The sequence below is a fragment of the Mycobacterium sp. 852013-50091_SCH5140682 genome (assembly GCF_001665685.1).
In the GTDB taxonomy this organism is placed as follows: domain Bacteria; phylum Actinomycetota; class Actinomycetes; order Mycobacteriales; family Mycobacteriaceae; genus Mycobacterium.
In genome coordinates this window covers 86,218-101,477 of record NZ_LZTB01000075.1, presented here as the reverse complement: position 1 = coordinate 101,477, position 15,260 = coordinate 86,218, and the positions used below count along the sequence as shown (strand labels likewise).

Sequence of the window (15,260 nt, the reverse complement as noted above, 5' to 3'; positions counted from 1 at the left end):
CCGTGCGTGACGTGCTGGGCGAGCTGGTCAAGTGCTGGCAGGCCGGCGAAAGCGTCGGTCTCGGAACGGTCGTCGCGACGTTCCGCTCCGCGCCTCGTGCTCCGGGAGCGTCGATGATGGTCGGCCCCGACGGGTGCGCTGTCGGATCGGTGTCGGGTGGTTGTGTCGAGGGCGCGGTCTACGAACTGGCGCAGGCAGTGGCGGTTTCGGGCCGACCGGTGCTGCAGCGTTACGGGGTGTCCGACGACGACGCGTTCGCCGTTGGGCTGACCTGCGGCGGCATCCTCGACGTCTACGTCGAGAAGGTCGACCGGACAACGTTTCCCGAGTTGGGCCAGCTCGCCGAGGATGTCGATGCGGGCCGACCCGTCGCGGTGGCCACGGTCGTCGAACATCCCAACCGGGCCTGGGTCGGTCGGCGCTTGGTGATTCGTCCCGACGAAAACCCCTCTGCACAGGGGACTCTCGGATCTACCCGGGCCGACGACGCTGTTCGCGACGACGCCCTGGGGCTGCTGGCCACCGGCACGAGCGCCACACTGACATACGGCGCCGACGGCCAACGGCGTGGCGATGGCATGCGCGTCTTCGTGTGGGCCTTCGCCCCCAAACCGCGGCTCCTGGTCTTCGGGGCCATCGACTTCGCTGCGGCGGTGGCTCGGGTGGGCAGTTTTCTGGGCTACCACGTGACGGTGTGCGACGCGCGGCCGGTGTTCGCGACCCGCAGCAGGTTTCCCGACGCCGACGACGTCGTGGTCGACTGGCCGCACCGCTACCTGGACGGTGAATACCACTCGGGCAGAATCGATTCCCGCACCGTCGTGACGGTGTTGACGCACGATCCGAAGTTCGACGTTCCCCTGCTGCAGACCGCGCTGCGCATCCCCGAGATCGCCTACGTCGGGGCCATGGGTTCACGCCGTACCCATCGACAGCGGCTGGAACAGTTGCGCGACAACGGATTGACCGACGCCGAATTGGCGCGACTCTGCAGCCCGATCGGGCTTGACCTCGGGGCCCGCACACCCGAAGAGACCGCCGTCTCCATCGCCGCCGAGATCATCGCGAAACGCTGGGGCGGCAGCGGTCGGCGTCTCACCGACACCGCCGGTTCAATTCACGAGGGAACCCTTGTGCCCCGGGTCATGTCGGCCGGGTCGCGAGAATCTTCTGCATCTCGTTGATCTGCAACGCCACCCCGATCTGGATGGCCACGGGCGTGCTGGTGCTGAACGGCCCGAGGAGCCGCTCCAATTTGGCGAGGCGGTACCGCATCGTGTTGTAGTGGTAGTGCAGATGCCGCGCCGCCTCGGCCATGTTCATGTTGTGTTCGATCAGCGTCTCCAACGTCTGGAACATCTCCGACCGTTCGGGCTCGCTCATGCGCAGGACCGGCCCGAGTTTCTCCTCGGCGAATGCCCGCAGGTCATCGTCGCTGACCTGCGCTAGCAACCGGAACAGACCCAAGTCGCCATAGGCGGTCACTGCGCCGCTGCCGGACACCCGCGGGCCGAGTCGCAGCGCGGTGCGGGCCTCCTGGTACGCCGTTGAAACCCCGGCGGGCCCTGGATAATTGCGGCTGACGCCGATGGCGTATTGCGCGTGCGTGAAATGCGCGACCTCGTCCTGCACGGCGCGGGCGACGGCGAGCACATCCTGGTCGGCTCCGACGACCGCGACCAGTTCGGAGCCGAGCCCGGCGGCGGCTGCCAACCGGTCCCTGCTGCGGACCGCCGAGGCCCAGAATTCGATGGCCCGGTCATCGGCCAGTCGGGACCGCCGCCGGGTGTCGGGAGAGTCGTCGGCGGTGCCCTCCCGGCGGCCGACCAGCACGACGATGTCGCGTTCGAGGTCCCACCCGAATCCCGAACCCAGCGATGCGTATTCGGCGGCTTCGAACTCACTGCCGGAAATCAGCTCGAACAGGGCGTTGGACGAGAACCGACGTTCCACGGCACCCACTGCGAGGTCACGCGTAACCTCCAGTGCGGCAACGATTGCCGCTTGTCCGACTGCGACGAGACTGAATTCGCCGAAGGGCCTTTCGGCTTCGACGGCCACGACGAAGCCGTGGTGCAGGCGGCCGGCTCGGATCTCCCGTGCCGCCCACCGCCTGCCCGTGCGTTTGTCGGTGTGCAGGCCCGTCATGCCCAGCCGCAACAAGTCCGCGGACTCCGCCTTCATGAAATTCAGGTCGATCAGGGGAGCTTCGTCGCCGGCGAGCCCCAACACGGTGCCCTGTGGATCGGTGATCACGACGCTGGCGTCTCCCAGCAGGCCCGAGAGGCTGCCTGCCAGCTCATTGAGCCCGCCACCGGACAACGTGATCGCGAGAAACGAGTGGTGAATCTCCTGCGCCTTGGCCAAAGCTGACGCCTGGCGGTTGACGATGATGGCGAATGCCCTGCTGAGGATGTCGTCGAAGCGGATGTGTTCGGGTATGACGACCAGCGGCAGCCCGAGGCGTTCGGCGACATCGACCATCTCCTGCCCGAGTTCGGGCATATACCGGTCGAGTTTGATACCGATACCTGCCAGGCCGAGCCGGTGCAGGTCTGTCAGCAACTGTCCTTGGTCGGCGTCGTCACGGGGCAGCGGGTAGCCGGTGGCGAGCAGAAACTCGTCCTGCCGAACCCATTTGCCGATGTCGGGAACCGTCATCACGTTCACGGCGCTGATGGCCCGGTCCAACCCGGCGCCGCCCGCGATCAACTCAGCACCGGCCAGCACCTCGTCGTCGAGTAACTCTCGGAGAGTAAGAGTTTGGCTCGAACTGGCACTCGCCGCATCTGGCGTGTTCATCGGCGGCAAGCTTAGCGCTGATCGACAACGACCGCCGCATTCTTTGGCATAAATAGCCATGGGTTGGGCGATGCCTGTCTTCTTATGGTTGCTACACGCCGGACATCAGCGCCCGGTCGACCCGATGAGGAGGAACACCGTGACACGACGCGGGAAATCCGGTGTTGCTGAAGGCAATGCGAAGGAGACGGTGTCCATCCTGGGAGGGACGGGCAATCTGGGCTTCGGCCTTGCCCTGCGGCTCGGGGAGGCGGGATACGCCGTCTGCCTTGGCTCGCGGGATGCGCACCGGGCCGACCGCGCCGCGACGCACGCTCGTGAACTCATCGAAGACGGCACCTTCGTCGGCTGCCTCAACGGCGAAGCCGTCACCCGGGCAGATCAACTGGTGATCATCGCCGTCCCGTTCGCGAGCCACGTGGCGACGCTGAAGAGCGTCGCCACGCACTGGCGAGCAGGTCAGGTGCTGCTCGACACCACCGTTCCGCTGGCGACCGCGATCGGCGGGCGCCCGACCCATCTGGTCGAGCCCTGGCACGGATCGGCTGCGCAGCAAGCACGTTCGGCGATCAGCGACGAGATCGGCCTCGCCTCCGGGCTGCACACCATCAGTGCAGCGGCACTGCGCGACGTCGCGCATCCACTCGATCAAGACACTCTCATCTGCGGCGACCCCCACGCCAAGGTTGCGGTGACCGCGGCGCTGGAACGCATCCGGGGTCTGCGAGTCGTCGACGCGGGATCACTTGAGATGAGCCGACTCCTCGAAGGGCTCACCCCGGTTCTGATCGGAATCAACATCCGGCACAAAACGCATGCCGGTATTCAGGTCACGCATCTGCAGGCGCGGCCGGCCCTGGCGTGAATCTGCTCAATCGGACGACGAGCTTTCCGGAAGTTCCGCGTAATCCCACTGATGCTGACGCGCCAGCGCACACGCCGCCTCGACGTCACCGGCGGACAGTGAATCCAGGAGTGCCTGATGCTCACGGGCTATCCCGCTGAGATCCGGCGTGCGGGCCATGATGGTCACCGAAGTTCGAGCCTCGATGTGCAGGTTTTCCCACGAGCGTTTGATGAGGTCATTGCCTGCGGCTTCGACAATGTGGCGATGGAATGCCACGCTTTCCAGGCCCACTGCTTCAGTGTCGTTCTTGCGCGCGGCATCGTGCATGCGTCTGACGTCGTCCGCCAGCTGATCGAAAGGGACGTTGCCTGCCATGAGCACAAGCCGCGTGGCGGTCTCCTCAAGTGCGGCACGAAGAACGTAGCTTTCGCGCAAAGTCTCGCGAATGAACGAGCGGACGAACGTGCCACGCCTCGGTTTGATCTCGACAAGCCCGAACGTCTCCAGCTCGCGCAACGCTTCCCGGACCGGGGCCTGGCTGGTACCGAACGTGGCCGCAACTTTCGTCTCCACCAGCCGCTCGCCGGGCTCCAGTTCGCCTGACACGATTTGGCGCACCAGGGTGTCCCGGATCCGGTGACTGAGCGTCTGGCGGACATCCATCTGGTCGTGCGCGGGCATGTTCTGAAGATACGGACTCATTGCCGCCTAGACACGTACCTGGCGGTACCGGTTAGAGGTCGACGACCAGCACGGCACTCTTCGACCGGGAAACACACGGCAGGATGACTCGATTCGACTCCCGCTCGGCATCGCTGAGAACGTCGTCATGGTGCTCTGGGATGCCGTCGGCAACGGCCAACTCGCACGTACCGCAAATGCCGGCGCGGCAGGAGTTGTCGATCTCGTAGCCGGCCGCTTCGAGCACTTCGAGAAGCGTCCGGTCAGCGGGTACCCGCAGCCGCTCCCCCGACCGGGCGAGTCGCACATCGAACTCGTCGTCGACGGAACTGCGTGGTACTTCCTTCGGCGCGAAGCGTTCCAGATGTAGCGCGCCTATCGGCCATGTGGCGCAGCGTAGTTCGACCGCGTCGATCAGGGGGCCCGGGCCGCAACAGTAGACGGCAGTGTCAGAACGCGGGGTCCCCAGGAAGTAGTCCAGATCCAGCAGGCCGTATTCATCTTGCGGTATCACGCGCACATCGCCTGCAGGCAGGTTTCTCAACTCGTCGACGAATGCCATCGACGCGAGTGTTCGCCCACCGTAGACAAGCGTCCACGGCTTGCCACTGCGGGCGACATGCCGAGCCATCGGGAGGATGGGCGTGATACCGATACCCCCGGCTACGAACAAGTATCGGTCCGCTTCGACAATCCCGAAATTGTTGCGAGGCCCTCGGACGGACAGGACGTCCCCCGGTTCGATGTTGTCATGGATGAACTTCGAGCCACCGCGACTCGCGGGCTCGCGCAGTACGGCAATGCGCCAGCGGTCGATGTCGTCAGGGGCGCCGCACAACGAGTACTGGCGTACAAAACCCCCTGGCAATTCCACCTCGATGTGCGCTCCGGGCGTCCACGTCGGGAGCGCGGACCCGTCCGATGCTCGCAGTTCGAGGGCCAGCACACCGTCCGCCTCTCGGCGAACCGACGAAACCGTCACGTGTGCGGCAGGCGCCGTGCGTGTCTGACTCTGTGATGGCATTGCCCAACCTCGCTGCGGGTATGGCTTATCGCTGTGTCAGCAGTCGCGTCGCCGAGTCCGGCGAGAACATGTTTGCGGCGATGTCACGCATGCCGCGCATCGCACGGAGAATCTCGTTGCGATCGTCGTCGGTTTCCGCGTAACGCGCGAGAATTTGCCTGCCGAGTCCGACATGGAATTTCTCGTCGATCTCGATCTTTCGGTGCACTCGGACCACCTCGTCGAAGCCGTGGCGTTCTCCGGCAAGGAAAGTCGGCTCAAGGCTTCCCGTTGCTGAGGTCTCCGAGGCATTCCATGCTGCGACGGCCGCAAGTGGATGGCGGTCGAGGCACTCCCACAGGAATTCGCTCCAGGCCTGAGAATCCGCGGGAACCGTGGTAGGCGCTGTGCCACCGAGTGATTCGACAGCACTGCTCACTGCCTCATAGTGTTCGGCTTCCTGGAAGGCCTGCTTCGCCAACAGGGTGATGTGCTTTCTTTCGAAACCCAACCCGTAGCGGCGAATCTCCTCGTTGAGCAGGAAGACATAGTCGATTTCGCGCCAAGCCCGGGTAGCCAGCCACTCAGCGAGAATGATCGGCTGAGGGTCCAACGCGAAGGATTCGAAGAACTTTTCGCTGGTGCGCTTCGCATTGGCAAAGATCGAGTCGAGGATGGCGTCGACCTCTTCTTTGATGGGGTCCAGACCTGTCCCGCCGCGAACGTTCCTGACATCGACCACGTGAAGCACCTCTCTCGCACCCGGTAATTATCGATAATCGATAGTATGGTGAGAGTTGTGTCACGGTCAAGGCCGCTCGGCGCCTCCCTACCGGGTTCAGCCTGTCGGGTTCAGCGGCGCACAACAGCCTCACCCACCCGGCCCCGCGGGGGTTGGCACCTTCCGCCAAACAGGCCCTGTGAAGATTGGCTCCTGGTCATGTGTGCATCCGACACCCCCGACCCTAGCGTGATGGACCTCACAGTCTTCCTGTCCACGAAATGAGGACTTGCATGAAAGACAGCGACGCGCAATCGGTTCCGCCCGTTGGGCAGCCGTCCCGCACGGAAACGTCTGCCAGCGCGTTGACGCTCGAACGACGCGGCATCGCCCACATCCCGGCAAGCCAGCGTTATGGCAACCCTCGAAATCAGTTCACTGTGCGGTTCGCACCGGTGATCTACCTTGCCGGCATCTATCTGGGCGCCAGCGGCGGCCCGCTGGGCCTGGGCCTTACGGGCAGCATCACCGCGATCGTTCTCGCCAACATCCTGGGTTCCATCGTCACCGGCTTGTGCGCGGTCATGGGACCCCGACTCGGTATGCCACAGCTACCGATGGGGCGGGCTCCGTTCGGCTACTTCGGAAACTTTCTTCCCGCGTTCCTGACCCTGCTGATGTGCATCGGCTATTACAGCGTCGGAACGGTCCTCGGCGCCAAATCACTGGCAAGCCTCCTCAATGCCCCATACGCCCCGACTGTCGTTGTCGTTGCGGCAGTGAGCATTCTGATCGGCATCTTCGGTTACAAGATCCTGCACGCGCTGGGCAAGATCATCACCAACGTGAGCATCGTGGTCCTCACCGTGGTCTCGATAGTCCTCATCGTCCACGGCGGCGGGCCAGGCACCGATGCCACGGTCAGCGGTGTCGACTACTGGCTTGCCTGGTCGGTTCTCTTCACCGCCGTGTTCGGCTACACCGCGAGTTGGGCGCCCTACGCGTCGGACTACTCGCGCTATCTGCCCGAAAACAGTAAGCCCTCATCGATATTCGCGGCAGCTTCCGCCGGCCTCTTCGCCTCCACGACCTGGATGATGTGCCTCGGCGCGGGTCTCATCACGCTCATGCCCGGCGGTGACGTGATCGACGCGTTCGGCGTCGCCCTGCCCGGGTGGCTGCGCTACGTCGCGCTGCTCACGCTGGGATTGTCTGCCATCCCGCACAACTCGGTGAACCTCTACAGCGGGGCGATGAACACACTGACGTGTGACGTGAAGTTGCCACAGTGGGTGACCGTCACGATCGCAGGTCTTGTCGGCCTGGTTGTCGCGCTGGTGTTCGGCGGCGACCAGTTCCAGTCGAATTTCCTGCTCTTCCTGCATGTGCTGTCGTACTACATCACGCCGTGGGTCGCGGTCCTGCTGGTCGACTACTACGTCGTGCAGCGCGGCGGACGAAACGTGTTGCCGTTCGAGAACTTCTACACTCCGGCCGGAGCGTTCGGGCGGTTCAACGTGGCGGGCCTGTCGGCACTGGTCATCGGCGTCGTGGTCTCAGTACCGTTCATGGCCAACGACTTCTACACGGGCCCGATCGGCATCAGCCTCGGTGGCGCCGACCTGAGTTACTTCGTCTCCGCGATCGTGGCGGCCGTTGTCTACCTCACCGCGCGGCGCTGGTTCGCACCGAACGCCGGGGCCGCGCTGCCACCCGGTCGGCCGGAGGCGTCGCGGCTGGAGAAGATGAATTAAGGTGTGCCCGTTGGTCAAGCGCGCAGCACCAACGCGTCCCGCTGCGCCTTGAGCTGTGCGAAGTCGTTGACGTGGCGAAGCCTGCGCTCCTCGAGGTTGACCCAGATCCCGTTGGTGGCATCGATGGTCGACACGACGGTGGCGTGGGCTTCGCCGAGCCGTTCACGCACAGCCCTGCCGGTGAAGATGGCGCCGAGCCAGGTTTCGAAATACGTGGTGAAGTCATCCAATTCAGCCAACCTCAGACTGTCCGCCTGGATGTCCGCCAGCTCCGTCGTGAACGTCTTGATGGCGACGTCCGCGGCTCGCAGTTGGTCCGCCGCATCGTCGAGCATCTGCCACTTGATCGCCGCGCCGACGAACTCGCCGTTGGCCACCGTGTCGTATGACGACAGAAATCGCGCGTCGTTGAGCAGGTCTGCGGCGCCATGCAATTCGCGCAGCGCCGCCTCGCCCGCGGCCTGGGCCTCCCCGATCTCCTTGAGCTCGGCGATCAATCGGCCACGCTGCTGGGCGAATTCGAGCAGTTTGAATGACGTCGCGCCGCCGTTGCGCTGCAACCAGTTCTCCTTGATCGCCAGCGCCCGGTGGAAGGCCTCGTCGACGTCACCGAGTGCGACGAGCTGATGCTGCAGGGCATCGACGACGCTCTGGTCGGCGTCAGCCGTGGCCTGCCGGGCGGCATATGCGTACTCGGCGGCGTCCTGCTGCGCGGTTTCGCGGGCGAGATCGTCGTCGTACGAACCGTTGAGGTGCGCCAGAATCTTGGTCAGCGACAGCGATTTCAGCTTCCTGACGTCGCGGGCCTCTCCGGCGATCTGTTGCTCGGCCGCCGCTGCGGCCGTTGCGGAGGCTTCGGCCTTGCTGCGTGCCACCGCCAACCGCTGCCGCAAGGACTCCGCTTCCCGCAAAGCTGCGGTCGCCGCGGTGAGCACCTCGTCGGGAGTATGGGTCACATCAAGGGGGTCAGCAGGACGAGGCAGCGACGATGTTGACCAGGGTGCGGACGCCGACGCCGAGGGCCCGCTCGTCGAGGTCGAACGTCGGCTGGTGCAGGTCGAGTTGGGGTCCTTGGCCGCTCCACACGCCGAGCCGTCCCATGGCGCCGGGCACTTCCTCCAGATACCAGGAGAAGTCCTCGCCGCCGCCGGACTGGTGGGTGTCGGCAAGGGTGTCAGGGCCGACGGCCTCGATGGCGTGGGTGAGGATGCGCGTGGAGACTTCTTCGTTGACCACCGGCGGCACACCGCGCCGGTAGTTGAGGCTGTGGTCGATGTTGAGAGGCGCGAGCAACGCCGAAACAACTTCCTCGACAATCGATTCCAGCGTCAGCCAGGTATCACGGCTCGCGGTGCGTATGGTGCCGGCCAATGTTCCGATCTGCGGTATCGCGTTGGCGGCGACACCGGCGTTGACCGCACCCCAGACCATCACGGTGTTGTGCCGCGGATCGATGCGGCGCGACAACACCCCGGGCAGCCCGGTGATGAGCGTGCCCAGGCCGTACACCAGGTCACCGGTCAGATGCGGGCGCGACGTGTGCCCACCCGGTGAGTGCAGGGTGATCTCGATGGAATCCGCCGCCGAGGTGATCGGCCCAGGCTTGGTGGCCACGCGGCCCACAGCCAGTCGCGGGTCGCAGTGCAGCGCGTAGATCCGCGAGACCCCGTTGAGCACCCCGGCCGACACAGCGTCGATGGCGCCGCCGGGCATCAATTCCTCGGCGGCCTGGAAGATCAGCCGAACGCCGACCGGAAGCTCCGGGGCCGAGGCCAGCGCCAGGGCGGTGCCCAGCAGCACCGACGTGTGCGCGTCATGCCCGCAGGCGTGCGCGACGTTCGGCACCGTCGACGCATACGGCGCACCGGTGCGATCGGCCATCGGCAGCGCGTCCATGTCGGCGCGCAGCGCGACCCGCAAGCCGTCGTCGGGGCCGAAGTCACACGTCAGACCGGTGCCACCGGGCAGAACCTTCGGGTTGAGCCCCGCCTCGGCGAGGTGCTTGGCAACGAATTCGGTGGTGGCGAACTCCTGGCGGCCCAATTCGGGATGCGCGTGCAGATGCCTGCGCCAGGCCACCAGATCGTCGTAGTGGGCAGCCAGCCAACTGTCGGCGATCTGGGCGAGATTCACCGCAGTCATGATGCCGTCCGCCTTTCCTGGGCCTGCAACACCCGATCCCGTTCGCCGGGGGTCTCGGCAAGGCGAACCACGGTGCGGGCCAACATGATTGCCCCTTCCACCACAGCCTTGTCGGCACTCGGACCGGCGGCCGCCGCGGTGAACGCGGGCTGGTGGATGGCCGCGCCACCGGAGTCGATGCCGATGACCGGATGAATTCCCGGCATCACCTGAGTGACGTTGCCCATGTCGGTGCTGCCCATCGGCACGCTGGCTTCCACGCTTGGCGGCAGCGGCTCACGGCCGAGGGCCACCATCTCCGCGCGCACGGTTTCCGAAAGCCACCGATCGGGCAACAGCTCGGCGTAGGCGGGTGCGGTCTCACTGACCTGATGCGTGCAGCCCGTTGCGATCGACCCGGCCGAGAAACAGCCGGCCATCCGGCCTTCCAGCTCGTGCAGCGCCGTCATATCGGTCGCCCGCATGGTGTAGCGCAGTTCCGCATGACCCGGGATGATGTTGGTCGCCTGGCCGCCGTTGGTGACGATGCCGTGCACCATCTGCCCCGGCAGCAGCTGTTGGCGCAGCAGCCCGATGGCCACCTGTGCGACAGTGACCGCATCACCTGCGTTCACGCCCATGTACGGGGCCACCGCCGCGTGCGATTCCCGCCCGGTGTAATCGACCGTCACCTCCGAGAGCGCCAGCGAGCGGGCCGCGGCAATGTCCACCGGACCGGGATGCAGCATCACCGTCGCCGCGATGTCGTCGAAGGTTCCGGCGCCCAGCATCAACACCTTTCCCCCGCCGAGCTCTTCGGCCGGCGTGCCGAGCAGCACCACCGTGAGGCCGAGTTGGTCGGCCACCTCGGCGAGCGCCAGGGCGGTGCCGACCGCGGAGGCCGCGATGATGTTGTGTCCACACGCATGCCCGATCTCGGGCAGCGCGTCGTACTCGGCGCAAATCCCCACCACCAGCGGGCCGCTGCCGTAGGACGCCCGGAACGCGGTGTCGAGACCGCCGGGCGCCGCGGTCATCTCGAACCCGTATTCGGCCACCAGCGCCTGGGTTTTGGCGCAGCTGCGATGCTCGGCGAACGCCAGTTCAGGCTCGGCGTGGATGGAGTGGGACAGCTCGATGAGGTCACCACGGCGCCGGTTGACGGCGTCTTCGACGCTCAGCGAGGCAGCGGCGGTGGGCATCATCGCAGTATCGCATTGCCTGTTCGCGCCGGTTAAGCTCGGCCACCGTGACCGATCGGGAGCACGCGTCCGCAGGAGCCCAATTGCTCCTCGCGTCCGCAGAAGCCATCGCCGAGCGCACCGGCGTCGACCACCACGACGTCGCGGTGGTGCTCGGCTCCGGGTGGGCGCCTGCCGTCGCCGAACTCGGCGACCCGGTCGCGGTGGTGCCGATGGCCGAGCTACCCGGATTCACCCCGCCCAGCGCGGCCGGGCACGGCGGACAAGTGCTGTCGGTACGCATCGGCGCACACCGGGTCCTCGTGCTCGTCGGACGGATCCACGCGTACGAGGGCCACGATCTGCAGCACGTCGTGCACCCCGTCCGGACCGCGGTGGCGACCGGGGCGCACACCGTGGTGCTGACCAACGCCGCAGGTGGTCTGCGCGCCGACTACCAGGTGGGACAGCCGGTGCTGATCAGCGACCACCTCAACCTGACGGCACGATCGCCGCTGGTCGGGGCGCAATTCGTCGACCTGGTCGACGCCTATTCGCCGCGGTTGCGCGACCTCGCCCGCGAGATCGACCCGACTCTGGCCGAGGGCGTCTACGCGGCGCTGCCGGGACCGCACTATGAGACCCCGGCCGAGATCCGGATGCTGCGCACACTGGGTGCCGATCTGGTCGGCATGTCGACGGTGCACGAGACCATCGCCGCGCGGGCCGCCGGGGCGCAGGTGCTGGGCGTGTCGCTGGTGACGAACCTGGCGGCGGGTATGACGGGCCAGCCGCTCAGCCACACAGAAGTGTTGGAGGCAGGCCGTCAGTCGGCGGCGCGGATGGGCTCCCTGCTGGCCGGCGTGATCGCGCGTCTCTGAGCGCTGAACCTGGCCAAACCCCGGGCCATCAGCGGTGCGGCGAACAGCATCAGCAGCATGCGGACCACCTGGACCGCGATGATGAAGGTCACATTCGAACCTGTCTCCACGGCGGTCGCCAGCACGGCGTAGACGCCGCCCGGGCTGGTCGCGAGGTATCCCTCCAGTTGGGTGATACCTGTGACTTTCGCGAGCACGACGCCGAGCCCTGCGGTCATCGCTCCGAGGATCACGATCAGCGCGAGCGCCAGGGGCAGGATGCGGCCGATCGCCCGCACCGAAGCCAGCGTGAAGGACAGCCCGGCCTGCCAGCCGATGAGCATGTAGGCGGCCTGCACCAGCACCATCGGAACGGTGAGACCGAACGACAGGCCGGTGAGCTGCAGCGCGATGGTCAGCGCCAGCGGCCCGAGCAGCCCGGCGCCGGGCAACCGGATCAGCTTGCCGCCTGCGGCACCGACCACTACCAATGCGGCCAGCATGGCGAGGCTCACATACCAAGGGGCCGAATCGGTTTGCGCCGGCGACGAACCCGGGTGCGACGTGTCGGCGTGATAGACGAGGGTGACCATCACCGGGATCGTTGCGGTGACCAGCGCGACGCGCAGATACTGCACGACCGACACCACGCGGTCGTCACCGCCGAGTTCGCGGGCGATGGCCACCAGCCCAGAGGCACCGCCGGCCACCAGTGCCAACGAGCCGGTCAGCGGGCTGATGTCGCGATGCAGGCCCAACAGCGCCCCGGCGAGGACACTGAGCAGCAGCGTGGCCACCGCGATGGCCAACACGATCAACCAGTCGGGCCTCAGCGCGTCGACGGCCTCCGGCCGGACCATGGTGCCGATGTAGACGCCGAGCACACCCTGCGCCGCCAGGCCGGTGTGCCGAGGCAATCGGGCGGGAGCCAGGGCGGCCAATGCCAGCGCGACTCCCACGACGAGCGCGGCGAACAGTCCGGCGGACGGAACGCCGATGGCGGTGAGGGCGAAGGTCGCCGCGATGGTCAGCGTCACCAGAACGACCCAGCTCAGCATCCGCCGCATGCAACCTCCGATTCGATAGTGCCAAGTATTACCTTGTTATTACGCGGTCGCAACCTCGTGGAGTCTCGACACAATGCGACAGTTACCAAGGTATAACTTGGCTATGGTCAGCACACGGTCCACCGCGAAGCCATCGGTCAGTACCGCAACGGAACTGCGGGAGTCGATGATGGCGGTGGCTCGGCAGATGCGCAGGCACCGCCCCGATCACGGTCTGACACTCAGCCAACTCGAGCTGCTGGGTGAGATCAGCCGCGCCGGGACCACCACGCCCGCCGAGCTGGGCACCAGGCTGCAGGTGCGGGTGCAGTCCTTGACCGACGGCATCAACGAACTCGTGAACCGTCGGCTGATCGTGCGCCGCCCTGACGAACACGACCGCCGACGTCAACTCATCGAGCTGACCGCACAGGGCGCCGAGCTCCTGCAGGGTGACCGCGCCGAACGCGATGCCTGGCTACATACCGCGATGCGCGACAATCTCACCGATCTGGAGCGCGGCCTGCTGACGCTCGTGGCGCCGGTGCTCCGCAAGCTCGCGTACGCCGATGCAAAAGCAGGCACACTTGACTCATGACGCAATCGGCGATTTCGGCGGTGGCTCAAACGTGGATCACCCACGACCCCGATCCGGGCACCGCGGCCGAGCTGTCCGCGTGCGACCCCGATGAGCTCGCGCGGCGGTTCAACAACCCGTTGACGTTCGGCACAGCCGGGCTGCGCGGACCGGTCCGCGGTGGACCCGACGCGATGAATCTGGCCGTCGTGCTGCGGACGAGCTGGGCGGTGGCGCAGGTGCTCAAAGACCAGCTCGCCCATGACGGCACCGGATTCACTCCCAGCGAGACGCAGGTGGTGGTGGGGCGCGACGCCCGGCACCGCTCCGATGAATTCGCTCTCGCTGCTGCGGAAGTCCTTGCGGCCCAGGGCTTTCAAGTGCTGCTCATGCTCGCGGCCGTCCCCACGCCCGTGGTGGCGTTCGCCGTGCGGCACCTCAGCGCCACGGCGGGCATCCAGATCACCGCGTCGCACAACCCACCGGCGGACAACGGGTACAAAGTGTTCGGCAAAGGCGGCATGCAGATCATCTCCCCCACCGACCGCGAGATCGAGGCGGCCGTCGCGCGCGCACCCCATGCCGACGAAATTCCACGCGCGACCGTGCAGACCGGGGGCCTCAAGGAGATCCGCCACTACCTGGAGCGGGTTGCGCACGTGCGTCACACCACCGGTTCGCTGCGGGTGGCACTGACCCCGCTGCACGGGGTGGGCGGCGAATTCGCGCTCGACGCACTGGCATTGGCCGGCCTCGACGATGTTTACGTGGTGGAGAGCCAGTTCGCGCCCGACCCGGACTTCCCCACCGTGGCCTTTCCGAACCCCGAGGAACCGGGAGCCACCGACGCGTTGCTGACCCTGGCCGCCAAGGTGTCGGCCGACGTGGCGATCGCGCTGGATCCCGATGCCGACCGCTGTGCCGTCGGAATCCCCACCGCCGACGGCTGGCGCATGCTCTCCGGTGATGAAACCGGTTGGCTGCTGGGCGATTACATCTTGTCGCAGGTCGAGCCCGGCCCGGTCAGCGAGGCCACGGTGGTGGCCAGCACCGTGGTGTCATCGCGTATGCTGGCCGCGATCGCCGCCGCGCACGGAGCCCACCACGCCGAGACGCTGACCGGATTCAAGTGGCTGGCCCGCGCCGGAGGTCCCGGCACCACACTGGCATACGCGTACGAGGAGGCCATCGGGCATTGCGTCGACCCGGCGGCAGTGCGCGACAAAGACGGCATCAGCGCCGCGATCCTGTTTTGCGACCTGGTGGTCGCCCTGCGCGATCAGGGCCGCACGGTGCCCGATGCGCTCGACGCCCTGGCCCTGCGACACGGTGTACACGTGACGGGCGCGGTGTCGCGACCGGTCGAGGACGCCGAGGCCGCGATGTCTCGGCTGCGGACCACCCCGCCCACCGAACTCGCAGGCTTCCCCGTGAGTGTCGAGGATCTGCTGGACCGGCCCGGCGAGCAGCGCACCGATGCGCTGATCCTCACCGGCGGTGACGCGCGGACCACGGTGCGGGTTGTCGTGCGCCCCTCGGGGACTGAGCCAAAGCTGAAGTCCTACACCGAAGTTCGGTGCGCACCGACCGACGACCTGACCATGGCACGGGCCCGGGCGAATACGCTCAACGACGAACTAGCCACCGCCGCGGCACTTTTCTGACGC

At 66.5% G+C, this 15,260-nt stretch carries 14 protein-coding genes; 6 read left to right on the top strand and 8 right to left on the bottom strand.

Features of this window, described 5'->3' with window-relative positions:
• The first annotated feature begins 2 nt into the window (after nucleotides 1-2).
• Nucleotides 3-1,184 carry an XdhC family protein gene (locus A5784_RS21320; RefSeq protein WP_064946878.1) on the top strand — a complete coding sequence of 394 codons (1,182 nt, stop codon included), beginning with the start codon at nucleotides 3-5 and terminating at the stop codon, nucleotides 1,182-1,184.
• Here A5784_RS21320 and A5784_RS21315 read toward each other — a convergent pair.
• Nucleotides 1,144-2,802: a PucR family transcriptional regulator gene (locus A5784_RS21315; RefSeq protein WP_064946877.1), complete on the bottom strand. Its 1,659-nt coding sequence runs from the start codon at nucleotides 2,800-2,802 to the stop codon at nucleotides 1,144-1,146. The genes A5784_RS21320 and A5784_RS21315 overlap by 41 nt on opposite strands.
• Nucleotides 2,803-2,941: 139 nt before the next feature.
• On the opposite strand from A5784_RS21315, the gene npdG reads away from it, so the two are divergent.
• Entirely contained in the window at nucleotides 2,942-3,667 is a 726-nt protein-coding gene (gene npdG / locus A5784_RS21310; protein WP_197514824.1) for an NADPH-dependent F420 reductase, read from the top strand.
• A gap of 6 nt (nucleotides 3,668-3,673) precedes the next feature.
• On the opposite strand, the gene A5784_RS21305 is transcribed toward npdG, so the two are convergent.
• From A5784_RS21305 to A5784_RS21295, 3 genes are read right to left on the bottom strand one after another with little or no spacing between them, the layout of a single operon-like run.
• Nucleotides 3,674-4,330 (bottom strand): GntR family transcriptional regulator, encoded by a 657-nt coding sequence (locus tag A5784_RS21305; RefSeq protein WP_197514823.1) that lies wholly within the window; start codon nucleotides 4,328-4,330, stop codon nucleotides 3,674-3,676.
• 52 nt (nucleotides 4,331-4,382) lie between these two features.
• Nucleotides 4,383-5,354, bottom strand: a complete 972-nt coding sequence (locus A5784_RS21300) for a PDR/VanB family oxidoreductase (RefSeq protein ID WP_064946876.1) — start codon at nucleotides 5,352-5,354, stop codon at nucleotides 4,383-4,385.
• A gap of 25 nt (nucleotides 5,355-5,379) precedes the next feature.
• Nucleotides 5,380-6,075: a hypothetical protein gene (locus A5784_RS21295; RefSeq protein WP_064946907.1), complete on the bottom strand. Its 696-nt coding sequence runs from the start codon at nucleotides 6,073-6,075 to the stop codon at nucleotides 5,380-5,382.
• 272 nt (nucleotides 6,076-6,347) lie between these two features.
• Between A5784_RS21295 and A5784_RS21290 the strand changes: the two genes are divergently transcribed.
• Nucleotides 6,348-7,808: a purine-cytosine permease family protein gene (locus A5784_RS21290; RefSeq protein ID WP_197514822.1), complete on the top strand. Its 1,461-nt coding sequence runs from the start codon at nucleotides 6,348-6,350 to the stop codon at nucleotides 7,806-7,808.
• Nucleotides 7,809-7,822: 14 nt separating this feature from the next.
• On the opposite strand, the gene A5784_RS21285 is transcribed toward A5784_RS21290, so the two are convergent.
• The 3 genes from A5784_RS21285 to A5784_RS21275 are packed head-to-tail and all read right to left on the bottom strand — an operon-like array spanning nucleotide 7,823 to nucleotide 11,131.
• Entirely contained in the window at nucleotides 7,823-8,764 is a 942-nt protein-coding gene (locus tag A5784_RS21285; RefSeq protein ID WP_064946874.1) for a hypothetical protein, read from the bottom strand.
• 10 nt (nucleotides 8,765-8,774) lie between these two features.
• Nucleotides 8,775-9,941, bottom strand: a complete 1,167-nt coding sequence (locus A5784_RS21280; protein ID WP_197514828.1) for a M20 family metallopeptidase — start codon at nucleotides 9,939-9,941, stop codon at nucleotides 8,775-8,777.
• Between the two features lie 5 nt (nucleotides 9,942-9,946).
• Nucleotides 9,947-11,131, bottom strand: a complete 1,185-nt coding sequence (locus A5784_RS21275; protein WP_064946906.1) for a M20 family metallopeptidase — start codon at nucleotides 11,129-11,131, stop codon at nucleotides 9,947-9,949.
• A gap of 83 nt (nucleotides 11,132-11,214) precedes the next feature.
• Here A5784_RS21275 and A5784_RS21270 point away from each other — a divergent pair, with 83 nt between their 5' ends.
• Nucleotides 11,215-11,991, top strand: coding sequence for a purine-nucleoside phosphorylase (locus A5784_RS21270; protein ID WP_156750696.1), 777 nt, complete (start codon nucleotides 11,215-11,217; stop codon nucleotides 11,989-11,991).
• Here the strand turns inward: A5784_RS21270 and A5784_RS21265 are convergent.
• The gene (locus A5784_RS21265; protein WP_064946871.1) at nucleotides 11,937-13,037 is read right to left on the bottom strand and encodes an AbrB family transcriptional regulator; all 1,101 of its coding nucleotides are present in this window, start codon (nucleotides 13,035-13,037) and stop codon (nucleotides 11,937-11,939) included. The two genes, A5784_RS21270 and A5784_RS21265, sit on opposite strands and share 55 nt — an antisense overlap.
• A gap of 103 nt (nucleotides 13,038-13,140) precedes the next feature.
• On the opposite strand from A5784_RS21265, the gene A5784_RS21260 reads away from it, so the two are divergent.
• Both A5784_RS21260 and A5784_RS21255 read left to right on the top strand, forming a co-directional pair.
• Entirely contained in the window at nucleotides 13,141-13,614 is a 474-nt protein-coding gene (locus A5784_RS21260) for a MarR family winged helix-turn-helix transcriptional regulator (RefSeq protein WP_064946870.1), read from the top strand.
• A complete protein-coding gene (locus A5784_RS21255) occupies nucleotides 13,611-15,257 on the top strand; it encodes a phospho-sugar mutase (protein ID WP_064946869.1) in 1,647 nt (548 codons plus the stop codon). The genes A5784_RS21260 and A5784_RS21255 overlap by 4 nt, the downstream gene beginning before the upstream one ends.
• The last annotated feature ends 3 nt before the right edge of the window (nucleotides 15,258-15,260 follow it).

Coding starts and splice junctions, on each gene's coding strand:
- A5784_RS21300 (WP_064946876.1), bottom strand. CDS start 5,354: ATGCCATCACAGAGTCAGACACGCACGGCGCCTGCCGCACACGTGACG.
- A5784_RS21265 (WP_064946871.1), bottom strand. CDS start 13,037: ATGCGGCGGATGCTGAGCTGGGTCGTTCTGGTGACGCTGACCATCGCG.
- A5784_RS21305 (WP_197514823.1), bottom strand. CDS start 4,330: ATGCCCGCGCACGACCAGATGGATGTCCGCCAGACGCTCAGTCACCGG.
- A5784_RS21315 (WP_064946877.1), bottom strand. CDS start 2,802: ATGAACACGCCAGATGCGGCGAGTGCCAGTTCGAGCCAAACTCTTACT.
- A5784_RS21255 (WP_064946869.1), top strand. CDS start 13,611: ATGACGCAATCGGCGATTTCGGCGGTGGCTCAAACGTGGATCACCCAC.
- A5784_RS21290 (WP_197514822.1), top strand. CDS start 6,348: ATGAAAGACAGCGACGCGCAATCGGTTCCGCCCGTTGGGCAGCCGTCC.
- A5784_RS21275 (WP_064946906.1), bottom strand. CDS start 11,131: ATGCCCACCGCCGCTGCCTCGCTGAGCGTCGAAGACGCCGTCAACCGG.
- A5784_RS21260 (WP_064946870.1), top strand. CDS start 13,141: ATGGTCAGCACACGGTCCACCGCGAAGCCATCGGTCAGTACCGCAACG.